The organism is Collinsella sp. LCP19S3_B11 (assembly GCF_052121915.1).
Taxonomy (GTDB): Bacteria; Actinomycetota; Coriobacteriia; order Coriobacteriales; family Coriobacteriaceae; genus Collinsella.
On record NZ_JBQKDI010000001.1, the window covers coordinates 100,334 to 124,794 of the forward strand.

11 protein-coding genes, 1 tRNA gene and 1 pseudogene are annotated in these 24,461 nt (G+C 59.2%); 12 read left to right on the forward strand and 1 reads right to left on the reverse strand.

Annotated features, from left to right (window positions below):
• Positions 1 to 40 precede the first annotated feature (40 nt).
• The 4 genes and pseudogenes from ACTQV4_RS00475 (at position 41) to ACTQV4_RS00490 (ending at position 4,992) form a co-directional block, all read left to right on the forward strand.
• Positions 41 to 117: transfer RNA gene (locus ACTQV4_RS00475), tRNA-Met, on the forward strand.
• A 204-nt stretch (positions 118 to 321) separates the two neighbouring features.
• Positions 322 to 3,099: pseudogene (locus ACTQV4_RS00480) on the forward strand (class I SAM-dependent DNA methyltransferase).
• Positions 3,092 to 3,967 carry a hypothetical protein gene (locus ACTQV4_RS00485; RefSeq protein ID WP_441568980.1) on the forward strand — a complete coding sequence of 292 codons (876 nt, stop codon included), beginning with the start codon at positions 3,092 to 3,094 and terminating at the stop codon, positions 3,965 to 3,967. Before ACTQV4_RS00480 ends, ACTQV4_RS00485 begins: the two are co-directional and overlap by 8 nt.
• A 92-nt stretch (positions 3,968 to 4,059) precedes the next feature.
• Entirely contained in the window at positions 4,060 to 4,992 is a 933-nt protein-coding gene (locus ACTQV4_RS00490; RefSeq protein ID WP_441568982.1) for a DUF4268 domain-containing protein, read from the forward strand.
• Between the two features lie 240 nt (positions 4,993 to 5,232).
• On the opposite strand, the gene ACTQV4_RS00495 is transcribed toward ACTQV4_RS00490, so the two are convergent.
• Positions 5,233 to 6,900 carry an RNA-binding domain-containing protein gene (locus tag ACTQV4_RS00495; protein WP_427718032.1) on the reverse strand — a complete coding sequence of 556 codons (1,668 nt, stop codon included), beginning with the start codon at positions 6,898 to 6,900 and terminating at the stop codon, positions 5,233 to 5,235.
• Positions 6,901 to 7,729: 829 nt separating this feature from the next.
• Between ACTQV4_RS00495 and bilR the strand changes: the two genes are divergently transcribed.
• The 8 genes from bilR (at position 7,730) to ACTQV4_RS00535 (ending at position 24,356) form a co-directional block, all read left to right on the forward strand.
• Positions 7,730 to 9,760, forward strand: coding sequence for a bilirubin reductase, long form (gene bilR, locus ACTQV4_RS00500; protein WP_441568984.1), 2,031 nt, complete (start codon positions 7,730 to 7,732; stop codon positions 9,758 to 9,760).
• 454 nt (positions 9,761 to 10,214) lie between these two features.
• The gene (locus tag ACTQV4_RS00505) at positions 10,215 to 10,610 is read left to right on the forward strand and encodes a helix-turn-helix domain-containing protein (RefSeq protein WP_229770663.1); all 396 of its coding nucleotides are present in this window, start codon (positions 10,215 to 10,217) and stop codon (positions 10,608 to 10,610) included.
• Positions 10,611 to 10,896: 286 nt separating this feature from the next.
• Positions 10,897 to 13,779: a proton-conducting transporter transmembrane domain-containing protein gene (locus tag ACTQV4_RS00510; RefSeq protein WP_441568986.1), complete on the forward strand. Its 2,883-nt coding sequence runs from the start codon at positions 10,897 to 10,899 to the stop codon at positions 13,777 to 13,779.
• A gap of 12 nt (positions 13,780 to 13,791) precedes the next feature.
• On the forward strand, positions 13,792 to 14,385 hold the full coding sequence (locus ACTQV4_RS00515; protein ID WP_441568988.1) for an NADH-quinone oxidoreductase subunit B family protein: 594 nt from the start codon (positions 13,792 to 13,794) through the stop codon (positions 14,383 to 14,385).
• Positions 14,385 to 15,098: an NADH-quinone oxidoreductase subunit C gene (locus tag ACTQV4_RS00520; protein WP_441568990.1), complete on the forward strand. Its 714-nt coding sequence runs from the start codon at positions 14,385 to 14,387 to the stop codon at positions 15,096 to 15,098. The genes ACTQV4_RS00515 and ACTQV4_RS00520 overlap by 1 nt, the downstream gene beginning before the upstream one ends.
• A 5-nt stretch (positions 15,099 to 15,103) precedes the next feature.
• A complete protein-coding gene (locus ACTQV4_RS00525) occupies positions 15,104 to 16,192 on the forward strand; it encodes a hydrogenase large subunit (RefSeq protein WP_441568992.1) in 1,089 nt (362 codons plus the stop codon).
• Positions 16,193 to 16,199: 7 nt separating this feature from the next.
• Positions 16,200 to 16,541, forward strand: coding sequence for a 4Fe-4S dicluster domain-containing protein (locus ACTQV4_RS00530; protein WP_441568993.1), 342 nt, complete (start codon positions 16,200 to 16,202; stop codon positions 16,539 to 16,541).
• Positions 16,542 to 17,009: 468 nt separating this feature from the next.
• Positions 17,010 to 24,356 (forward strand): Spy0128 family protein, encoded by a 7,347-nt coding sequence (locus ACTQV4_RS00535; protein ID WP_441568995.1) that lies wholly within the window; start codon positions 17,010 to 17,012, stop codon positions 24,354 to 24,356.
• Positions 24,357 to 24,461: the final 105 nt, after the last annotated feature.

Genomic DNA, 24,461 nt, shown 5'->3' on the forward strand with positions numbered 1-24,461 from the left:
GAGTAATATTCTTTCTTGCGCATATGAGGCGCCCAGACATTGCGGGGTGGAGCAGTCTGGTAGCTCGCCGGGCTCATAACCCGGAGGTCGTAGGTTCAAATCCTGCCCCCGCGACCAAGACTTTTAGCAGCTCAGAGGTATTGTTCCTCTGAGCTGTTTTCTTTTGGCTAAATAGTGCGGCGAAGAAATAGCGAAGAAAATAAGACGGAACCACGCACAAAGAAGCCTACCGGAGTGCAATAAAGCCAAACGCTGGTAAAAAAGACCGGACTAGCACGTAGAATCTTTCTTAGTGGAAAAGGCTATCAAGTGAGGGTCCGTATGCCGGGGAAGAAAGCCGATGCAGAAGCTTTTGCAAGCAAGTGGGCGAACAAGGGAATTGAGAACCAGGACACCCAGCGGTTCTGGATCGACTTCTATCAGAACGTCCTGGGCGTTGAGGATGCAGTCTCGAGGCTCGAGTTCGAAAAGCCCGTCTCCACCGACGCGAGCACACATGAGGGCTATATCGACGTCTTCATACCATCAGCCAAAACCCTTGTCGAACAGAAGTCGCTGGGAATCGACCTCGCCAAGGAGGAGACGCGCCAGGGCCGCAAGGTGACGCCCGCGAAGCAGGGCAACGCCTACGCTCAGGGCATGCCCCTCTCCCAACAGCCGCGCTACATCATCGCTTGCAATTTTGCCGAGTTTTGGGTCTTCGACCGCGAGCGGGACTCGCTATGCCGGGAGCCTCTTTTCAAGTTGCCGCTCGCCGAGCTCCCCAAGAACCTCGCGGCCATTCAGTTCCTCAAGGGCGGGACGGAGGCCCCGGCCACGATCTCCCGCGCCGTTTCCGTCGAGGCCGGCAAGATCATGTCGAAACTCCATGACCAGGTCGCCGAGGCGTTCGATGACCCCGACGCGCCCGAGAATCACCATGCGCTCTCCGTGCTCATGACGCGCCTCATGTTCCTCATGTTCTGCGAGGACTCGGGACTCGTGGCCCCCAATGCCTTCCGCGACTACGTCTCGCACTTCCAAGCGGGCGATCTCAGGCGAGGCCTCAAGGACCTGTTTGTTTGGCTCGACACCAAAGATGAGGACCGCGACAAGTATGCCGAGTCCTGGCTGAAGAAGCTGCCCTACATGAACGGCGGCCTCTTCCGCGAGAAGACGGAGATTCCGCCCCTGTCCGAGAGCTTCCGCCATACGCTCATCGTCGAGGGGTGCCAGGAGTTTGATTGGTCGGGCGTGAGCCCCACGGTCTTCGGCTCCATCTTCGAGGGGGCGCTGTCCCACGACCACCGCCGCGCAAACGGCCAGCACTTCACGAGCCCCGAGAACATCCACAAGGTTATAGACCCGCTCTTCCTTGACGGCCTCAAGGCCGAGTTCGACGAGGCGTGTGCTAAGCCCGTCGCGGGCGGCGCGAGGACCCGTGCGCTCAAGGACCTTCACGAGAAGATCGGTGGCATCTCCATCCTCGACCCAGCCGCAGGTTCCGGTAACTTTCTCACCGAAAGCTATCTCTGCCTGAGACAGCTGGAGAATCGCATCCTCTTCGAGCTCCAGGGTGAGCAGACGTCGTTCAGCTTTGAGGATTCCGGCGATCGCGACGTGCTGGTTAACCTAAAAAACTTCCATGGTATTGAGCTGGAGGACTTCGCTTGTTGCGTTGCCCGCACGGCGCTCTGGATCGCTGAGAAGCAGGCAGACGCTGACACCGCAAAAGTGACGCAGCGCGTCTACCAGGAGTTGCCGCTCAGGGACTACGAGGGCATCGTCAACGCGAACGCTCTCCGCATCGACTGGAACGATGTCGTCCCGGCTGATGAAGTCGACTACATTCTCGGAAACCCCCCATTTATCGGTAATGCGCGTCTCGAGGATTCCCAGAAAGAAGACCGCGCCAACGTATTTGGGAGATCGGCCGGATCGCTGGATTATGTAGCTTGCTGGCATAAAACGGCCTCGGAGTATATGGCGGGACATCACACCCGTTGCGCCTTCGTCTCAACAAACTCTATCTGTCAGGGCCAGCAGGTTGAGCCCCTTTGGAAGCCCCTGTTCGAAAACGGGGTTCATATTGACTTCGCATATCCGACTTTTGAGTGGGACTCTCAGGCCTCAGATGAAGCGCACGTCCACGTAATCATCGTCGGCTTTTCAAGGGAGCACATAAAAGAAAAGGTGTTGTTCGATCGAGAAGGGACCCCAAAGGTTGTTGGCAACATAAATGGATATTTGGCCCCAATTAAAGATATGTTCGTATCTCGTCGTTCGCGGCCCCTCTGCGACGTTCTTCCAATGGTTAGAGGTTGCCAGCCAACCGATGATGGGAACCTGCTCCTTAGTGCAGAGGAAAGAGATGCCCTTGTCGCACGTGAGCCGGAAGCGGAGGGATTGATCCGCCCGTTTTCAATGGGTGCAGAGTACATAAAGGGTACTTCGAGATATTGCTAATGGATGGATGGCATCGACCCCGCAGTCCTCACAAAGATGCCGATCACGAGGGAGCGGGTGCAGCGTGTTCGCGAGTTTAGACTCACGTCTACAAAAGAGGCAACTCGTCGAAAAGCAGAGACTCCGTGGCTGTTCGATGAGGTAAGGCCGCCTCAGGAAAAGAGCTACATTGCCTTCCCCGCTGTGTCCTCGGGCAGGAGGAAGTATGTCCCAACGGGTTTTGTAACCAACGGAATGATTCCCGGAAATAAGATTTACTACGTAGACGGTGGCGGACTATATGAATTTGGAATACTAACAAGTGCTATCCACAACTGCTGGATGCGTGCGGTCTGTGGGCGTTTGAAAAGTGACTTCAACTATTCCAATACGATCGTATACAACAACTTCATTTGGCCGAATTTGACAGATTCGCATAGGGCCGAAATTGAAATGTGCGCCCAGGCCGTCCTTGATGCCCGCAGCTCACATCAGGGGTCAACTCTCGCCGACATGTACGACCCAGACAACGAGTTTCTCTTTCCGGATCTCATGAAAGCGCATGCGGAGCTTGATGCAGCAGTTGAATCAGCATATGGCGTCGACTTTAATGGCGACGAAAACAAGATCGTCGCTCATCTGTTCAACCTGTATGCCGAAAAGGTCGGTGAGTAGCGTGAAGGGGAGTGCCGTAAAGCCGAAAGAGGGAGCGGAGCTATCCGATCCCGATTCCGTGGAGGAGGGTATCAGGGACCTAAAGGCCGAAGCTGATCGGCAGGAGGAGGAAGCCCAGAGATATGCCATTGCTTTCCTGAAAAAGGTGATGAGGCTGAAGGGCGTGGCGATCGAGCGCGACCATTTCCTCCGTTCTGAGTTCCGGAAGCGAGGCGTCTCGGAAGAGCGAGTGGAGCTCGCGATTTCAGCAAGTCCGGCTGCCGCTGGGGTGGATTCCAACCTTGTCGACTCTATTGCTATGGACGTTATTGATTTCGAGACGAAGAAATCGACCGTTCTTTCGTTCTCTGCGGGATTACCCGGCGGGTTAGCGATGCTCGGAACAATCCCGGCGGACGTGACGCAGTACTATGTCCACGCCTTTCGAATCATGCAGAAACTGGCGTATCTCTACGGCTGGCAGTCCTTCATCGGCGATTGCGACGAGATGGACGATGAGACCTTGGCGGCTTTTGCCCTTCTCCTGGCCGTGATGGTCGGGGTCAGCGGGGCCAACTCCGCGTTGACGGCGTTTTCCAAAACGGTCCAGTCGAATATCGCCAAGAAGGTCGCCAACAAGGCTCTTACGCAGACAAGCTACTACCCGATCATCAAAAAGGTCCTTGCCGGAATCGGCGTCAAAATCACCAAAAGCAGTTTCGGCGACGCGGTGAGCAAGGTCGTTCCGGTCATCGGCGGCTTCGTCTCGGGAGGCCTCACGTTCGTCAGCCTCAAAGGCGGGTCGAGGAGACTTGCAGGGGAGCTCAGGTTGTTGCCACAGGCGGCAGGCCCCGCAACTGCGGAACGGTCGGGCCCCGTTGGGCTATAAGCCGATTCGGTAAACTAGAACAAAAAGAGGAGCCAGATATGGCAGTTAACTTGAAGACTGCGAAAGGCACGCATCGGGCGAAAGGGTGACGGATGAAGACTTATAACCTGGACACCATCCAGAAGGTTCCCCTGCGCGAGGTGTGGCCGCATGAGGCCCACGACTTCACCAAGTGGCTGGCCGAGGAGCAGAATCTCGCAACCCTCGGGATGGCGGTCGGAATCGAGCTCGAGCTCATAGAGACGGAGTCGTCGGTCGGCTCGTTCAACGTGGATATCTACGCGCAGGAGTCCGGTACGGGCCGCAAGGTGATCATCGAGAACCAGCTCGAGGACACCAACCACGACCACCTCGGCAAGGTGATTACATATGCCGCCGGCAAGGACGCCGAGGTTGTCATCTGGGTCGTGGCGCACGCCCGCGACGAGCACCGCCAGGCAATCGAGTGGCTCAACCAGCACACCGACAGCGACTTCGGGTTCTTCCTGGTCGAGGTCGAGCTCTGGAGGATCGGGGACTCCCTGCCCGCCCCGCGCTTCAACGTGGTCGAGCAGCCGAACGAGTGGACCAAGACCGTGAGGCTCTCCGAGGGGCTCAGCGAGACCGAGAAGGTCAAGCTGGCGTACTGGACGGCCTACCGCGAGGTGGCGGGCGGCCATCCGGAGTTCCTCAAGGAGTTCAGCCCGCAGAAGCCCAGCAAGGACCATTGGTCGACGCTTCGCCTGGGGGTCTCGGCATACCATCTCGCCCTGCTCATCGATACGCACAAAGGCCGCACGGGCATCGAGCTGTACGTGGACGACGACAAGGAGATTGGGCACCGCGCCATCGCCAACAGCGGAATCTTCGAGGAGCGCCTCGGGCTGACGGCGGCACCCTTCGATGCGAAAAAGGCCTCGGGACTGCGCTTCTACAAGGCGGGCCACCCCGTCAAGGGCCACCAGGACGCATGGCCGGGGTACATCGAGGAGCAGCTCGGATGGGCCCTCGAGATGAAAAGAGTAATCGCGGAGATCGGACTTTAAAAGCGCTTCGGCAATTACTGGGCTTATTGGACACACTTTTTGTCCTATAAGCCGACTGTTTTCTGACTACAAAATGCGGGGATGTCATCGAAAACAACGCTTGCGGTATCCAGATTCTGGTGGGGATAGATATCGCGAGCAAGGATTCCGATGCTAGACGATGCGCCCGGTAAGGTGCCCGGACGCATCGCGGTCGGTCTGTTGGGGGCCGTGCATCTGACGGTAAGATCTATCACGATGTTACAGGGCATGCCATCTTGCGGTCTTTCCCGTTCCGTCGCTATCGATGGTCTTGTCCACCTTCTTCATTTTCGCTAGAAGGTTCGATACCTTCTTGGCCTTTTGCGCGTCGGTAAGGCCCGAGGGGAGAAGATCGTTGATGAGGGCGGTGATTTTCGCACGTGGTGCGGGCCCCGTTTCTGAGAGCATCTGAATGACAAGCGCCTTGCAGGCCTCTTCATTGAGGCCTTTGCTGCGCGTGTAAGACACCTCCTGTCCCGTCTTCGAGGCAAGGGCGTTCGTGATGGAGATATGGGGGTACCTGCCTTCGATAAGCTTGAGTCGATGCAGCTCTGAGGCCTCCTCGTTCGTGATTTCCTCGCCTTTTTGAACCTTGTCCAAAAGGTAGACGACGTCCATCGGAAGGTCCGGCTTAGCATAGAGTAGCCTGCTGTAGCTCTCATTGATGGTCTTACCGTAGACACTTACGCGCACGCGGGTTGGATCCGAAAGGTCGTAGGTGGGTAGGGGGAAGTATCGCTTTCTCTGCATCTGGAATACTTTGGGGATTCCCATGGCGATGGTGTCGATCATGTCCATCTGCACCATCGCCTCGGAAAGAAAGGGGTTGCGGTAGTAGCTTGGCTTAAAACCCGGCCGCATCGCATTTTCGATTGTCTCCGGAATGAAGGACCCTTCGTTTAGGAAAACGAGGTGATCCTCGAATTCCTCGACGTTGATTCGCCCCTGCATGGAATAGTCTTGATGGGCGATACAGTTGTTCAGGAGCTCTCTGATGATCTCGGGTTCGTACTGGTCAGCCTCAAAGGGAAACAGACTCGCGCCATTTGCGTTGAACCGGTACTTCTCGTTGCGGATTTTCCCGAGTACCTGGTCAATCGCGAGAAGGAAGGGTGGTTTGAAGTGCTCGTAAGAGGTTACCGATCCATTGGAGGCATAGAGAGTCCAGGTGATGCGCGGGCTCATCCCATCGAGCAAGCGGGTGGATTCCGGCCTTCCGAGCAGGATGAGTGTCGTCGGGGTGATCTTGCCGTTTCTGGTTAGGTTTGCCATGTCGAGAATCGTGCGGTCATCCATGTCCGCGAACGCCCCGGAATGCCGTCGGTGCTTGGAGAGAAAGAGCCCCACCGCTTTCTTCACGGCTTCGGGGTCGAGGTCCTCGAAGGTTGCTTCTTCGATTTCGAGGGCACTCCAGTCCGGCCTCCGCATTTGGCGTATCTGCTCGTACTTATCGATGGGGAGTGGCCCGAGTGATTCGCCCTCGCGCGCCCATGCCGCATTGTTGAACGCCGTTGGCATGCCCGGCGTTGCGGCGGGGATTTGAAACGCGAGGACGCGTTTGCCGTCAATCCTGAGTTCATGGATCTCTCTCAGGGTGAGGTGGTTGTTCGCGCGGTCCGCAATCTCCTTTTTAAGGGATCTAAGGTTGGCCGGATTTCCTTCTCGGTAAGCGGTTCCGCATGCGACCTTGTCGTTGTCCATACCGAAGATGAGCCAGGCGTCTTGTTTCCCGCGCAGGACCGCTTCGTTACTCAGGGCGGAGAAGTACTTCCCGAGGTTCTTGAAACTGAAGTCGTTTTTCGCTTCCTTGAGCTCGATAACCTCGCTCTCGTAGGGCTTCTCGATACGGGCGATGAGTTCAAGGACGTCGTGATCGCTGTAGTACAAGATCGCTCCTAACGGTCTCGTGGCTGATAGTTAGTCGTAAGATACGACTAAATACCGAAATCAAAGTCATTTTAGTCCAATCTAACGACTAGAAATAAAGATGTTGGACTGTTTATAGGACTAAACACTGTGGAAGGCCCGGCTTTAGTCCAATCGCTGTTTGACGGCCCGCCATATCCGTAACCCGGAGGTCGTAGGTTCAAATCCTGCCCCCGCGACCAAGAACTTGCAGCTCGTCGGCCTAGCCGACGAGCTTTTTTGTTATTCCGGGATCGTGTTTTCGGTACGGTCCGCAGCTTCTCAAACAATATCTTGATCTGTAACAGATGGACCCGATTTGGACGTCTGGCCGTTACAAATCGAGACAAACCAGCACGCCAGCCTCCGTTTGTCTAAATCTGTAACACGAGGAGCGATTTTTGTCGTCTAATTGTTACAGATCAAGATTATTCGGAAGCCCGGTTTGGTTTGTCTCGATCTGTAACGCCTAGGGCCGGTTTTGGTCGATAGATGTTACAGATCGAGACGTTTTGTTGGGATGGTTTCTATTGTCTCGATCTGTAACAGGTAGGGGTCAAAAGTGGGTCTAGCTGTTACAGATTTAGATTGTTGAGGATGGGTCGAGAGGAATATCTCGATCTGTAACAGTAAGACCCGGTTTTGCTGGGTAGCTGTTACAGATTGAGACAAACCGACGGGCCGCCCCGCCCCATCCGCCTGCCGCTGCCTGCTATCCGCCGATTTTCGTTGTGCCGCTGTACCCCCATGCCATATCCTCTAAACAACTACGCGGCACCATCGCCGCCGCGTCTACAAGAGAGGAATGTTCATGACCGCACCTGCGTCCAAGCTGCTCCAGCCCATTACGGTTGGCCCCCTTGAGCTCAAGAACCGCATTATGTTCCCGCCGCTGACCACCGGCTATGAGGAGCGCGACGGTTCCATCGGCGAGCGCAGCCTGGCTTTTTACGAGCGTCTGGCCCGTGGCGGCGTGGGCTATATCGTCATCGGCGACGTCGCTCCCGTCACGACCGCAAGCCCCACGCCCAAGCTGGCGACCGACGCCCAGATCCCCACGTTTAAGGCGCTGGCCGACGCCGTCCACAAGCACGGTGCCAAGGTCGCGCTGCAGCTGTTCCACCCCGAGTACGACGTGCCCGGTGTCGGCCGCATGGTCATGGGCTCCATGGCTGCAGCCAAAGCCGCGCAGGAGGCCAAGGCCGCCGGCGACGAGGAGACCTTTGCCGCCAAGATGGCCGAGTCCAACGAAATCCGCAAGCAAGCATACGCCAAGCTGCACCACGACATGCAGCACTTTGTGAACGAGGCGAGCGTAGAGCAGCTCGCCCAGATCAAGGAGGCCATCGCTGCCTCGGCCGCTCGCGCACAGCAGGCCGGCATCGACGCCATCGAGGTCCACGGCGACCGCCTGGTGGGTTCGCTGTGCTCCGCGATCCTCAACAAGCGAACCGACGAGTACGGTGGCTCGTTTGAGAACCGTGTTCGCTACGCGCTGGAGGTCGTCGCTGCCATCAAGGAAGCCGCGCCGCAGCTGATGGTGGAGTATAAGCTCCCCGTGATCATGGAGAACCCCGACGGCACGCTGCGTGGCAAGGGCGGCCTGCAGCCCGATGAGGCCTGCGAGTTTGCCAAGCTGCTCGAGGGCGCGGGCATCGATATGATCCAGGTTGCACAAGCCAACCACACCGGCAATATGGGCGACACCATTCCGTCCATGGGCGCCATGCCCTACAACTGGACGCTGCCCGTGGCCGAGCGCGTCAAGGCCCTGGTCTCCGTGCCGGTGGCAACTGTGGGCCGTGTTGTCTCGGTCGAGGCTGGCGAGAAGATCCTGGAAGACGGCGCCGCCGACATCATCGCCTACGGCCGCTCGCTCATGTGCGACCCCGACATTGCGCTAAAGGCCGCCACGGGCGAGCCCATCCGCGAGTGCCTCAACTGCAACAAGGGCTGCGTCGATGCGATTCAAAACCGCAAGTACATCTCGTGTGTGCTCAATGCCGAGAACGGCGACGAGGCTACCATCGCCATTAAGCCGGGCGAGGGCGACAAGAAGATCGCCGTTGTGGGCGGCGGTATTGCCGGTCTGGAGGCCGCGCGCGTGGCGGCCAAGCGCGGCTACGACGTGACCGTCTACGAGGCGAGCGATCATCTGGGCGGCCAGATTGTGCTGGCGGCCGCGCCTCCGCGCAAGGACGAGATCATGCGCTCGGTCGAGTATTACGAGAAGATTCTGCCCGGCCTGGGCGTGAAGGTTGAGCTCAACCATGCCGCTACCACTGAGGACCTCAACGCCGCCGACGCCGCGATTGTGGCTGTGGGCGCGCACGACGTGGTCATTCCTGTTCCGGGTGCCGATTCTAAGAAGGTCGTCTCGAGCTGGGACGTGCTGGCCGGCAAGGTGGAGCTTACGGGCCGCGTCGCCGTCATTGGCGGTGGCCTGGTGGGCACCGAGACTGCCGAGTACCTGCTGCAGCACGGCTGCGAAGTGGCGATCGTGGAGATGCTCGACAAGATTGCCGCGGGCGAGTCCGAGACCATTCTGCCGCTGATTATGAGCGACTTTGCAGAGCACAACGTGGAGCAGCATGTTAAGACCCGTCTGACCGCCATTACCGACGAGGGCGTGGAGGCCATTCGCACTGCCGATGACGGCGCCGAGGAGCCGGTGAAGATCGCCTGCGATTACGTGGTGATGGCCGTCGGTTCCAAGGCCAACGCGTTTGACTTGGATGGCGTTACGGTGCCCGTGACCTGTGTGGGCGACTGCTCGGGCGAGCGCACCGCCGACATTGCGAACGCCATTCGCACGGCATATCACGCGGCCAACGAGCTGTAGTTGAATATCGCGGCCCGGCGGGGCGGTAGCACGGATCTGTCTCGCCCGGCCGCGTCCCATCGGGTGTCAATCGGGGCGGGGCCTGCAAGCGCAGCAGGTCCCGCCCTTTTTGTTTTGCCCCGGTGGACGGCAATGCGCGCTAATCATGGGGATTGAGGCGTCTACTGCCTTGCAGGCTGCTCAAAATTATTGGAGGAGGGGTTAATAATCATACCCTCTATTCCAAAGGATATAAAGAGATGCCAATTTTGCTGGCAAGCGAATGACGATTAGCTGCGAGCTAGTTACCAGCGTAAATAATCAATAAAGAAATGTCGTAAATTGGTGTCAAATTCCCAGATAGCGCCGCGTCTATTTTAATTAACTGCTTTGAGCAAACAGTAAAATGCTACTATCTAACTTGCACGTAAGAAAGCAATTTAACGTTTAAGGCTAAGAAGTAGAAGTGGCAGGTATGTCAGAAACAACAAGGACTCGCACGCATGCGCCCGAGATTAGGCAGCGCGCTGTCGAGATCCTCCAAGAAGGGGTCGGCCATCGCGCGCTCGCCGCAGAGCTTGGCATCCCCCAGGCCACAGCCCGTCAGTGGGCCCGTGCGTATGCCGTGGGCGGCGCCGACGCCGTTCTCAATGCGGGCTCTCATCACCACACATATTCGTTTGACGTTAAGCTTGCCGTGGTTAAGGACCGCTTGGAACACGGTCTGACGGTGCGTGAGGTCATGGTCAAGCACAAGATCCCCAGCGAGTCTTCGGTTAAAGCTTGGTGCCGACAGTATCGCGACGGTGGCGAGGCCGCCTTGGTCGATAAGCCGCGGGGTCGTAAACCGCGCGTTAAAAAGGCGGAATAGCGAACGGGATGGTGCGTCCGCAGGGGCGCATTTTTCTTGCCGCGCCAACTTTTTGGACCGCCGCGAGTCTATCGGGACATCCTTCAAAGTGGTCAATAAACCGCGCGCAGTGGCCCGTGCGCCCGCCGCTACGAGAGGGGGAGCGTCGCCTCTCTGCTCCAAAGCGGACGTGCCCTTACCCCATACGCCTAAAACTCCCCAGTTGACCGAAAACCTGCCGCCTGAACTCCCAATTTGAGCTATAACATTAAATAATTGCAGCGTTTTTGCATGGGGGAGTGATGGTATGACGCTACTGTATTTCCTTACCCTGTTTCCGCTGGTACCGGCGATGGGCATGCTGCTCGCGCGCAGTGACCGAGCCCGCGATGCGGTAGGGCTTGTAGGCTCCGGCATTATTATGGCGGTGACCGTTGTAGTCGCCGTCTTATTTTTTGGCATGGGTCCGCAGGGCTTTGAGGTTGCCCCCGGCACCTCGCATGTGCTCTCGATCATCAGCTCCGTCGTCGACGTAATTCTGTGCGCCGTCATCCTGTACAACGCGTTCAAATATAGGAACGCGCTTACCGGTGTGCTCGGCGTGGTGCAGCTGGTGGGTTCGGTTGCCTTCGCTGCCATGACGCTGCCCACGGCCGAGGTCGTCACCGCCACGCCGCTCTACCTGGACTATATGAGCGTGATCATGGTGCTCGCCGTCGGCATTGTCGGCAGCCTGATCTGCGTGTATGCCCTGGGCTACATGAAGGACTTCCAGGCGCACGATGAGCACGAGGCCGCGCTGCGTGGGCAGACCGCGCCCGACCGACGCCCGCAGTTCCTGGCGCTTATGTTCCTGTTCCTTTCGGCCATGTTCGTCATCGTGACGAGCGACAACCTGGAGTGGCTGTTCTGCGGCTGGGAAATCACCACCGTGTGCTCGTTTCTTATGATTGGCTATACGCGCACGCCCGAGGCCATCAAAAACGCCTTTACCCAGATCATCCTCAACATGCTGGGCGGCATCGCGTTTTTGGCGGGCCTTATGTTCCTGCACGTCAACGGCGTACCGCTGACCATCTCGGGCATGATCGAGCTTTCCGGCGCTGGAACCGCGCAATCCGCGCTGCTGGTGCTGCCGGTCGTCTTGCTGTCGATCGCCGCGCTTACCAAGGCCGCACAGATGCCGTTCCACACCTGGCTGCTCGGCGCCATGGTCGCCCCCACGCCCACGAGCGCCCTGCTGCACTCGTCCACCATGGTCAAGGCCGGCGTGTTTTTGATGGTCAAGCTGAGCCCGCTGTACGCCACCTATCCCGTGACCGGCTTTATGGTCACGAGCGTGGGCGCCATCACGTTTTTGCTCGCCGCCCTCATGGCCGTCTCGCAGAGCAATGCCAAGCGTGTGCTCGCGTACTCCACCATTTCCAACCTGGGCCTCATCAGTGCCTGCCTGGGTGTCGGCGCGCCCGAGGCCGTGTGGGCCGCCATCTTCTTGATCTTGTTCCATACGGTGGCAAAGTCGCTGCTGTTCCTGTGCGTGGGCACGGCCGAGCATCATATCGGCAGCCGCAATATCGAGGACATGGACGGCATGTTCAGCCGCATGCCGCACCTGACGCGCCTGATGATGCTGGGCATCATGGGCATGTTCGTGGCGCCGTTTGGCATGCTCGTGTCTAAGTGGGGCGCCCTGGTGGCGTTTGCGCAGACCGGCAATGTGCTCATGATCATGGTGCTGGCCTTTGGCTCGGCCGCGACGTTCTTCTTCTGGGGCAAGTGGCTCGCCAAGCTCTCGGGCGTGGATTCTACGGCCGAAAACGTGGAGGGCAATGTCCATAAGACCGAATGGATAGCGCTCAACACTATCGCCGCGCTGCTGATTCTGTGCTGTGTAGCGTTCCCGATTATCTCGAGCGGTCTGGTGTCGCCTTACTTGGCCATGGTGTTTGGCCGCGTGCCGTATGTTATTGGCAAGGATGCCATGTATCTAATGGTGGTTATCGTGGCTTTTATCGCCGTGGTGCTGCTGACTTCATTCCGCGTGAGCAACAAACCGCACGTAAACGTATATCTTTCGGGTGTGGGAACCGACAATTACCGTCATTTCCGCGGCTCGATGGGACACGAGGTGAAGGCCGAAAAGTGCAATTGGTACCTGGAGGACGCCCTTGGCGAGAAGCGCATTGGCCCCGCGGGCAGCATCGTGTGCTGCAGCATCATCCTGTTCGCGCTGCTATGCTGCGCATGGATTGGTCCCGATACGCTCGCCATGGGCGAGCCCTCGGTGCTGCGCGGCAAGTATTTCGAAGGCTCGGGCGTCGTGGGCATCTTTATAGGCACCGTGGCGTTTGCCCTGCTGGCGCCTTTGGTTGGTGGCCTGATCGACGGCATCGACCGCAAGCTGTCCGCCCGCATGCAGGGCCGCGTGGGACCGCGTCTGCTGCAACCGTTCTACGATGTAGCCAAGCTCCTGCGCAAAGCCCCTGCCAGCGTAAACACCGTGGACGATACCTACATGGCGTGCGCGCTCGTCTTTACCGTGGTGGGCGGCGGCATCTTTGTGTCGGGTTCCAACACACTGTTATGCGCCTTTATGGTTACCCTCGCTGCGATCTTTGTGGTGCTGGCGTCCGCCTCGACGCAAAGCCCGTTTGCCCAGGTCGGCGCCGACCGCGAGCTGCTGCAGGTCATGAGTTACGAGCCCGCCGTTTTGCTGATGAGTGTGGGCCTGTACCTTGCCACCGATAGCTTCGATTCCATCGCCGTGACGGGGCAGCCGGCCCCCATCATCGTGTACAGCGCGCCCATCTTCCTCGCACTGCTCGCGGTGCTTACCATCAAACTGCGCAAGTCGCCGTTCGATCTTTCGTACTCGCATCACGCGCATCAGGAGATCGTCCAGGGCGTCGCCACCGAGATGAGCGGCGGCACGCTGGCCAAGATGACCCTTATGCACTGGTGCGAGACCGTGCTGTTTTTGATGTGGGTGGGCATGTTCTTTGTTTGGGACAACCCGGTGAGCTGGTTGGTCGCCCTGGTCGTTATGGTCATGACGTATTTTGTCGAGGTGCTGATTGACAATACCTTCGCGCGCAGCACCTGGCGCAGCTGCTTTAAGCTCGGCTGGGGCGTGGCGCTGGTGTTTGGCCTGCTCAACCTTATGCCCATCCTCGTCGACGTGTTTATTTAGGAGGCGGCATCCATGGATCATAAAATGTCGCGCTCGCCGTGGGTTATTCATTACGACGGCTCGAGCTGCAACGGATGCGATATCGAGGTGCTGGCCTCGCTCACGCCGCTGTTCGATGCGGAGCGCTTTGGCGTGGTCAACACCGGCAACCCCAAACATGCGGACATCTTTTTGGTGACGGGGTCGGTCAACGCCCAGAACTTGCCCGTCGTGCGCCAGATCTACAACCAGATGCTCGAGCCCAAGTGCGTGGTGGCGTGCGGCATCTGCGCGTGCTCGGGCGGCGTGTTCCGCGATGCGTACAACGTGATCGGCGGCGTGGACCGCGCGATTCCCGTGGATGTGTACGCGCCAGGATGCGCCATTCGTCCCGAGACGGTGATCGACGCCATCGTGGAGGCGTGCGGCATTCTGGACCAGAAGGAGGCCGTGATGCGCGCCGGCGGCGACCCGCTTACCGTGGGCGGTGCTGCTACCTGGGATGGCGGCGTTGAGCTGGGCGAGGACGGATTTGTGGCCGCGGCTGAGGCCGGCGACGCGCCCGCCGCTGGCGACGCACCTGATGGGACGCCCGCCGCGTCCGCCGCTGCAAGGGGGGCCGAGTAATGCAAAAGGCAATCTATACCACCGTCGAGCTCGATGCGCTGCTGTCGCATGTCCAGGCGCTCAAGGGTTCCGGTGCCCGCTTTGTACAGATGCACGCCGAGCGCAATGTGGACGACGGCACGTATCGCTTGGTCTATACGTTCATCAACGTTCGTGCTGCCCAGGAGCAGATCGCGCAGGACGGCAGCTATGCGATTGAGAACCTGGTGGTTGAGGGCATCGACCAGTACCAGGAGATTCCATCCATCAGCTCGTACTACCCTGCGGTGTTCCCGTTTGAAAATGAGGCACACGACCTGTTTGGGCTTGCCATTACCGACATGCAGATTGACTTTAAGGGCTTTTTCTACCAGGTCTCGACTGCCGAGCCCATGAGCGTCATCACGCCCGAGGTTAAGGCTGCGCGCGAGAAGGCCATGAAGGTCCGTGCCGCTGCCGAGGCCAAGGCGCGCAAGGCTGCGGCCGAGAAGGCCGCCGCGGCTGCTGCAGGGGAGGGCGCTGCGAGCGTCGGCGATGCTGCGGGCGCTGCCGTCGCTCAGCCCGCTGCGGCTGCCGGCTCCGATGCTCAGCATGACGAGGCTGCCGCCAAGGACGCGCTCAAGGCTGCCGAGATGGAGGCAAAGCTCGCCGCCATGGATCCCGAGAAAGCGGCCAAGGTTCGCGCGGCGCTTGCCGCCAAAGCCGCCCGCGATAAGCAGAAAAAGGAGGCGTAAGGTCCATGGCACATCGCTCCGTTATTCCGTTTGGCCCGCAGCACCCGGTGCTGCCCGAGCCGCTTCACCTGGACCTGGTGCTCGAGGACGACCGCGTTATCGAGGCAATTCCGCAGATCGGCTTTGTGCACCGCGGACTCGAGAAGCTCACCGAAAAGCGTGACATGCACCAGTTTGGCTACATCGCCGAGCGCATTTGCGGCATTTGCGCCGTGGGTCACAGCTATGGCTATGCCAGCGCCTGCGAGCGCATGCTCGACATCGAGGTGCCCGGCCGCGTGCAGTATATCCGCACCATTTTGCACGAGCTTTCGCGCATCCACTCGCATCTGCTGTGGCTGGGCCTGCTCGCCGACGCCTTTGGTTTTGAGGCGCTGTTCTATCGGTCGTGGACCCTGCGCGAGCAGATTCTCAAGATCTTTGAGAGTACGTGCGGTGGTCGCGTGATTCTGTCGATCAACGAGATCGGCGGCCTTAAGCACGACATTGAGGACTCCGAGCTGGCGGGCATTGCCCAGACGCTCGACGCCATGCGACCCGACTACGAGGCCCTGGTGCATACCTTTTTGGACGACGACAGCTGCGGCGAGCGCCTGCATGGTGTGGGCGTGATCAGCAAGAAGGACGCGCTGGAGCTTACGATGGTCGGTCCGTTCGGTCGCGCCTCGGGCGTGGATTACGACGTGCGCATGTTCGGCGACGGCGCCTATGCGGACCTGGCTGCATTTGAGCCCATCGTTGCTACCGATGGCGACTGCTATGCCCGCTGCCAGGTGCGTTGTGCCGAGGTTACGCAGGCCATGGACATTATCAAGGAGCTTGTGGGCAAGATTCCGCATGACGGTATCGGCGGGCGTACCAAGCTTACGCCGGCCGACGGCGCGCGCGGCGAGGTTGTGATTGAGCAGCCGCGCGGCGAGGCGTACTACTATGTGCGCGGCAACGGCACCAAGAACCTGGACCGTTTCCGCGTGCGCACGCCGACATCGCAAAACCTGGCGGGTCTGACGCATGCGCTGCAGGGCGTGCTCATTGCCAACGTGCCCATGATTATCTTGACCATCGACCCCTGCATTAGCTGCACGGAAAGGTAGGCGCGGCATGAGTTTGCTGACATTTGCCAAGACGGCCTTGGGCTCTATGGTCAAGCAGCCGGTAACGGTGTGCTATCCGCAGGAGAAGCTCTCGGCGCCCGAGCGTTTGCGCGGACATATCGTTAACGACATGGACGTGTGCATCTGCTGCGGGATGTGCGCGCGTCGTTGCCCGGCGGGCGCGCTCGCGGTCGATCGCAAGGGCGGTACCTGGTCGATCGATCCGTACGCCTGCGTGGTGTGCGGTGAGTGCATCGAGAGCTGCCCCAAACACTGCCTGACTATGGACACCGCCCGCACTCCAGTCGCAGCGGACAAGACTCCCACGGTAGAAACCAAGCCGGAGTAGCACTGGAATAGAGCTGGAATAGGGGCCGGCGGGGCAAAAATGCCCCGCCGGCCCCGCGCTTAAACGCGCGGTTAGGCTGCCGTTAACAAAACTATGCCGGTTTACGGGGCTAGATAGCGAACCTCCGACCGTACTGAAAACCGCAAAAACAAAACCGCAGGTAGAACGCCTGCGATTTTGCATGAAAAGCGGGTATGGTCGGGGGTATCGAGTCAAACGTAGTAGATGGGCCAATTTCGTGGCGAGCGCCATCGGTCACTCCCTCGGGGGTGGAAGAAAACGGGCGATTTTGGCCGTCGATCTTGAGTCGCACCTGTTTTCCTGCGAAAACCCTCGTGTCTTAACTTTGGTGAGACATTTGTCTCACGTTCAAAACCGAATCTGGAACGTGTGTCACCTGCTCAAATTGTGTCTCATTCCGTAACTTTAGGCTGATGCAAGGTTTGAGACCGCGAGAAGGGAGACGCGATGAGTAGGTACACGAGGGGTCTCTTGGCGGTGATACTGGCCGTAGTGTTGGTGTTGCCGGCTGCAGCATTTGCCATGCTGCCCGAGGCCAACGCCAGGTCCAGCACCGGAATGGACGGACCGACAATGACCGGAAAGGTCGTCGACCCTGACACCAGCAACTACTGGAAGTTCTGGGCCGGTGGCTATGAAGGCAAGAAAGTGACAACTCAAAACGTCGGCCGAATCTGGACCGACAAGACGGTCAAGGCAATCGAGAACGGAGATTCAGATTTCCTGACCACGCTGTCTGCTATTTCCTCGACATCCGATACGACGGTTTCCGGCAAGCCGCTCGACATCGTGATGGTGTTGGACGCTTCAGGCTCGATGGATGATGAGATGAGTAGAAGCGACCGTACCAAGCGTATTGACGCGCTGAAGACGGCCGCCAATCGCTTTATTGACACCATCGCCACGCAAAACCAAAGCATCACAGATGAATCCAAGCAGCATCAGGTTGCCATCGTAAAGTTTGCGGGAACAAAGAGGTCTACCACGGTCGGCAACGACAGGGATGAAAACGGCTATAACTACTCGCAGACCATGAAGAAGCTGACGCTCTGCAAGGGCGAGGACGCGGAGAGCCTTAAGAGTACGATCGACTCCATCAGTCCCGCTGGCGCCACGCGAGCCGATTATGGCTTACAGCTGGCCGAGGGCATTTCGTCTGGGCGCGCTGATGCCAAGAAGGTCGTTGTCTTCTTCACCGATGGCTCACCTACGAGTTCTAATGGATTCGAGGCCAAGGTTGCCAATAGCGCCATCCTTAGCGCCAAGAACCTCAAGAATAAAGGTGCCGACATTTACACGATCGGCATCTTTGACGGTGTAAATCCCAATGCCGATCCCACGGCTGATGGCACAATCAAAGAGAATAAGTTCATGCATGCCGTGTCGAGCAACTATCCTGCCGCCTCATCCAGCATTTCTTTCTTGGGCAAATGGACCATCAACTTTGGTGCGCGCGCAGAAAACGCCAATTACTACAAGTCGGCAACCAGCGCCGCCGAGCTCGAGGAAATCTTCAAAGATATCTCCGGAAGCATTATCCAGGCTGGTTACCCAACCAAAACTCACAGTGGATATGGCGAGCATAAGTCTGGCTACATTACGTTTACCGATGAGCTGGGCGACTTTATGCAGGTCGACGACTTTACGTCCGTCGTGTATGGCGGCGAGACGTTTGAAAAACCGTCAAAGAAGCCCGAGGGTAACGTCGACACCTACACATTTTCTGGTGCCGCTGCGAACCTGGTCATCACCGTTCAGCATGCCGAAGAGGGCAAGCCTCAGACCGGCGATATCGTAACGGTTAAGATTCCTGCGTCGCTGATTCCGCTGCGCCACTTTAAGATCACCGACGGCGTGCTTACGGTCGACAATACTGAGCCCATTCAGGTGAACTACACCTCAAGCGTCAAGAAAGAAGCGCTCGATAACCTGTTTACGCCCAAGAACGTAAAGGGGCTCGAGGACTACATCAAGAGCAATACGACCACCGCGGAGAACGGTTCCAAGACCGTTAACTTCTACGCGAACAAGTGGAATGCTGGCGCGCTGGGCGATACGATCGCAAACTTTGAGCCTGCCGACACCAACCGCTATTACTATTTCCAGAAGCAGACTCCCATTTATGTGGACGAGGATTGCACGCAGCCTGCGAAGGATTCGCTGGCTGCCGACGACATCTATTACTACAAGGACGAGTTTGAGGAGCAGGGCGAAAACGGCGAGGCCAAGCCCGCCTCTGCCGTCATCGAGTTTATCGGCGGCGACGCTGCGAAGTTTGACGACGCTCTTGTTGCCGACGAGGACGACAACCTTTCGTTTAGCGCGGGAACCGCGCGTCTGGCCTTTATCGACGAGCTCCATACCACCAAGAAGAGCAACAGCACTGGTACCGCGACTGACGTGCTCAATTCCAAGTGGAACAACACATCCGCCAAGTCGAACGCAACAGAGGTTGACGTTCACCTGGGCAATAACGGCAAGATTAGCTATAAGTACGGCATGACGCCGGCAACGGTGGATACCAAGGCGGAGTTTGGTCTGACCAAGGTGCTCGAGGGCCGCGAGTGGACGGGTACGGATGCGTTTGAGTTTGAGCTCTCCGCGACGTCCGACAACAATGCCCCGATGCCCGACCCCGCGACCGTAACTGTGACCAATGCCGATCTCGACAAGGGCAAGGCAGCCATTAACTTTGGCAAGATTACTTATGCCGAGCCGGGCAAGTACACCTATGAGGTCCGCGAGAAGAACGCTGGTCAAACTATCGATGGCATCACCTACAGCAAGAACGTTGCGAAGATTACCGTGACGGTAACGCCCAACAAGAAGGGTGAGCTGAGCGCTGAGGTGAAGGTGGCTTGGAGCGAAGCCGACGTGACCGAGTTCAGGAACACCTACGCTACGAATCCTGTTGAATCCAGCGTTACCGACCAGATTGCCGTGACCAAGGTCCTGACCGGGCGCGACCTTACGGCCGGCGAGTTCAGCTTTGAGTTGCGCGAGGTTAAGGGCGAGGACTCCGAGCTTATCGAGACCGTTGCGAACGCCGCTGACGGCAAGGTTACGTTCAGCGCTATCAAGTACACCGAGATCGGTCAGCACACCTACACGTTGCGCGAGGTCAAGGGCAACGCTGGTGGCATCACCTACGACGAAAACGTCTACACCATTGTGACGACCATCAGCGATAACGGTAAGGGCCAGCTGGTGGCTACGCATAAGCTGAAGGGCGCCGAGGACGTTAAGAAGATTGAGTTCGAGAACGCCTACAATTTGACCCCCAAGAGCTTCAGCGTCACCGACAAGATCAAGGCGACCAAGTCCCTGGCCGGGCGCAAGCTCAAGGACGGCGAGTTCTCCTTCGAGCTCGTCGAGGGCGAGGGCGAGGACGCCAAGGTCGTCGCCACCGGCACCAACAATGGCGACGGCAAGATCACGATGAGCCCCATCGAGTACACTGCTGCCGGCAAGCACACCTATACGCTACGCGAGGTCAACGGCGGAACCACCAGCAAGGGCATCACCTACAGCGATGCCGAGTACGCCATCGAGACCACCATCACCGACAAGGGCGATGGCACCCTCAAGGCCGAGCATGTCCTGAAGGGCACCGAGCCCGCCGAGTTCAAGAACGCCTACAACGTGACGCCCAAGGACTCCAGCATCACCGACCAGATCACCGCGACCAAGGTTCTGGCTGGTCGTGACCTCAAGGAGGGCGAGTTCTCCTTCGAGCTCGTCGAGGGTAACGATGTCGTCGCCACCGGTAAGAACGATGCTAGCGGCAGCATCACGATGAACTCCGTGAAGTACGACAAGGCCGGCAAGCATACCTACACGCTACGCGAGGTCAAGGGCAGCGCCGGCGGTATCACTTACAGCGATGCCAAGTTCACCATCGAGACGACCGTCACCGACAACGGCGACGGCACGCTCAGCGCCATGCACGAGCTGAAGGACGCCGACGAGGCGAAGTTTACCAACTCCTACGAGCCTGGCTCCAAGAGCTCCAGCGTCACCGACCAGATTACCGCGATCAAGTCCTTGGACGGCCGTGACCTCAAGGCCGGCGAGTTTCACTTTGAGCTCGTGGAGGGCAATAACGTGGTCGCCACCGGCACCAACAATGCCGACGGCAAGATCGTGATGGATCCCGTTACCTACACCGCTGCCGGCGAGCACACCTACACACTGCGCGAGACCAAGGCCGGCGCCACCGAGAACGGCATCACCTACAGCACCGCCGAGCACACTATTGTGACCACCGTTAAGGACAACGACGACGGCACCCTCAGCGTGGAGCACAAGCTGCAGGGCGACAAGCCTGCCGAGTTTAAGAATTCCTACAACCTGACGCCGTCTAGCTCCAGCGTCACCGACCAGATCACCGCGACCAAGGTTCTGGACGGCCGCGACCTCAAGGCTGGCGAGTTCTCCTTCGAGCTCGTCGAGGGCGAGGGCGAGGACGCCAAGGTCGTCGCCACCGGCACCAACAATGCCGAAGGCAAGATCACGATGAGCCCCATCGAGTACACCGCTGCCGGCAAGCACGCCTACACGCTGCGCGAGGTCCCGGGCGACGCCGGTAACGGCATCACCTACGATGGCAAGACCTACACCATCGAGACCACCATCACCGACAAGGGCGACGGCACGCTCGAGGCGAAGCATGTCCTGAAGGGCGACGACGAGGCGAAGTTCAGCAACAGCTACAAGCCGAATCCTGGTGAGTTCAGCGTCACCGACCAGATTACCGCGACCAAGTCCCTGACCGGCCGCGACCTCAAGGACGGCGAGTTCTCCTTCGAGCTCGTCGAGGGCGAGGGCGAGGACGCCAAGGCCGTCGCCACCGGCACCAACAATGCCGAAGGCAAGATCACGATGAACGCCGTGAAGTACGACAAGCCCGGCAAGCACACCTACACACTGCGCGAGGTCAACGGCGGAACCACCAGCAAGGGCGTCACGTACAGCGGCGCCAAGTACACCGTTGAGACCACCATCACTGACAACGGCGACGGTACCCTCAAGGCCGAGCATGTCCTGAAGGACGACGAGCCCGTCGAGTTCAAGAACACCTACAGCGTGACCCCGCTCGACGAAGAGCTCGACTTTGACCTGAGCAAGGCCATCGACGGTCGCGACTGGACGGATGCAGACAAGTTCAGCTTTACCATCACGGCCCCCGAGGGCGCCCCACTGCCCGACCCGGCAACCGTAACCGTGACCAAGCAGGATGCGGACAACGAAGGCATCGCCGCCGTCAAGTTCGGCAAGATCCACTACACGGCTGCCGGAACCTACAAGTACGAGATCCGCGAGAACGCGGGCAGCGCGGCCGGTATGACGTATGACGCGCATGTCGCAACTGCCGAAGTGACCGTGACCGAGAACGGCGACGGCACCCTGACCGCCAACGTCACCAAGAAGGAAAGCGGCCGCTTCACCAACACGTACCGCTCTGAGCTCGATTACGCCGCGGCCGGCGGCCTCAAGCTCAGCAAGACCCTCTCCGGACGTCCCATGACCGAGGGTCAGTTCACCTTTACCGTGACGCCCGCCGACGAGGCTTCGGCCATCGCGCTCGGCCTGCACGAGGGCGCCAACGTGTACAAGTCCCCTGCAACGGCAGAGGCAACGGTTGGCCTGATCGACATCCTGGCTGGCCATGAGGTCAAGTTTACGCAGGCTGACGCGGGCAAGACCTTTACATACACCGTTGCCGAGAAGAACGACGGCCAGCCCGGCTACACCTACGACAGCGCCGAGCGCACCGTGACGATCGCTATCGCCGACGATGGTGCCGGCACGCTCACCGCCACGACGATCGTTTCCGGCGGACCCGAGGGCACGCATGCGACGGTCCACAAGAGCGGCGAGAACAAGGTCGAGAGCGCCGTGGTCCCGTTCGCCAACAGCTACCACGCATCGACCGATAACCCGGGCACCGCTGCTCAGGTTGTCGCAACCAAGACCCTGACCGGTCGTCCGATGGCCGACGGCGAGTTCTGCTTCGGTATTGCCTATGCAGGTGAGACGGAAGCCATCAACGGCACTACGGCGTGGAACGTTAACGGCCAGGTGAGCTTTGGCACGCTGCATTACACGACCGAGATGCTTGCCGACCTGGTAAACGCCAAACGCGCCATCCGTACCGACACGGACGCCAAGCTTGCGTGGACTATCAACTACACGGCGTTTGAGTACACGTCCCCGCTCGCAGCAAAGGGTATTACTGCCGCGAAGTCGAGCTTTAGCTTTAAGGTCATCGTCGTCGACAACGGCGACGGCACTCTGACGGCGAATCCTGACTACGGTGGCGTCGAGCCCGTGTTCGAGAACGTCTACGGCGCCGATGCCGTTGACGCCGCGCTCGCCGGCGCCAAGAAGCTCCAGGCTGCCGAGGGCCTGACCCCGGTCGATATCACGGGTAAGTTCACCTTTACCGTGACCGCCGATGAGGCGGGCGCCCCGATGCCCGAGCACACGACCGCAACCAACGACGCGGCCGGCAACGTGGACTTTGGCAAGATCCACTTTACGCTCGAGGACCTCAACCGCGCCTTGGGCGTGACGGATGATGCGACCGATAAGGCTGAGGCAGACGAAGCTGATGAAGCCGAGGCCGACGAGGCAGAGGCTGAAGAGGCCGACGTCGACGCTGATGCCAATGACGACGAGTCCGGCGGCGAGTCCGAGCCCGCAGCCCCCACCGCCCCGCGCTCGCACATCTTTACCTACACGGTGACCGAGTCCGGTAGCGCCCCTGGCGTGACCAACGACGCCAACGCCACGCGTAAGGTTTCCTACACCGTGACTGACGACGGTGCCGGACATCTGAAGGTCGTGCGCGAGGGTGACGACGGCGCTGCCTTCACGTTCACCAACACCTACAGCGTGACGCCTACCGATTCTGTGGTGACCGATCAGGTCAAGACGGTCAAGCGCCTGACCGGACGCGACCTTGCAGCAGGCGAGTTCACGTTTGAGCTGCTCGAGGACGGCGTGGTTGTCGCGACCGGCACCAACGACGCCAATGGCACCGTCGCGCTGAGCCCGATCCGCTACGAGGCACCTGGCGCGCACACGTACATGCTGCGCGAGGCTTGCCCCAACGCGCTCGGCCTGTACAAGGGCGTCACCTATGACGGCACGACCTACACCGTCGTGACCACCGTCTCCGACAACGGCGACGGCACGCTGACCGCGACGCACAAGCTCGAGGGAACTACTGAGTCGGCTGGCTTTACCAACAAGTATCATGCCATGCCCACGCAGGTCTCCATCGGTGCCATCAAGGTGCTCGAGGGACGCGAGCTCAAGAAGGACGAGTTTAGCTTTAAGCTCGTTGGCGAGGACATCGAGTCCACTGTCACCAACGATGCCGACGGCAAGATCAACTTCGACAAGTTCGAGTACGACGAGCCCGGAACGTACGTCTATACCATCAGCGAGGTCAAGGGCGACGAGGCCGGTATGACCTATGACAAGTCCGTCTTTACCGCGACCGTCAACGTGGCCGATGACGGCGAGGGCAACCTCAAGGCGAATGTCGCCTTTACCAAGGGCGACAAGAGCGTCGAGGGCATCGTGTTCAACAACACGTACAAGAAGCCCGAGACGCCCGTGCCGACGCCCGATCCCGGCACGCCCAAGACCGTGACGAACATCGTCAAGACGGTCAAGGGTTTCCTGCCCACCACGGGTGACCAGCAGACCGCCGCACTGCTCATGGCATTTGTTATCGCCATGGCCGGTGTCGGAGCCCTGGTCTGGGGTATCCGTAAACGCTAGGCACGCTGGCGGCGCCCGGGGCCAAAAAGCCCCGGGCGGCCGGCGGGGAGCCAGAACATAGCCCCACCCCCCACCCCCAGCCGCCACGGAGGCATCTCCCTCCTC

Coding starts and splice junctions, on each gene's coding strand:
- ACTQV4_RS00490 (WP_441568982.1), top strand. CDS start 4,060: ATGAAGACTTATAACCTGGACACCATCCAGAAGGTTCCCCTGCGCGAG.
- ACTQV4_RS00505 (WP_229770663.1), top strand. CDS start 10,215: ATGTCAGAAACAACAAGGACTCGCACGCATGCGCCCGAGATTAGGCAG.
- bilR (WP_441568984.1), top strand. CDS start 7,730: ATGACCGCACCTGCGTCCAAGCTGCTCCAGCCCATTACGGTTGGCCCC.
- ACTQV4_RS00525 (WP_441568992.1), top strand. CDS start 15,104: ATGGCACATCGCTCCGTTATTCCGTTTGGCCCGCAGCACCCGGTGCTG.
- ACTQV4_RS00510 (WP_441568986.1), top strand. CDS start 10,897: ATGACGCTACTGTATTTCCTTACCCTGTTTCCGCTGGTACCGGCGATG.
- ACTQV4_RS00520 (WP_441568990.1), top strand. CDS start 14,385: ATGCAAAAGGCAATCTATACCACCGTCGAGCTCGATGCGCTGCTGTCG.
- ACTQV4_RS00530 (WP_441568993.1), top strand. CDS start 16,200: ATGAGTTTGCTGACATTTGCCAAGACGGCCTTGGGCTCTATGGTCAAG.
- ACTQV4_RS00515 (WP_441568988.1), top strand. CDS start 13,792: ATGGATCATAAAATGTCGCGCTCGCCGTGGGTTATTCATTACGACGGC.
- ACTQV4_RS00535 (WP_441568995.1), top strand. CDS start 17,010: ATGAGTAGGTACACGAGGGGTCTCTTGGCGGTGATACTGGCCGTAGTG.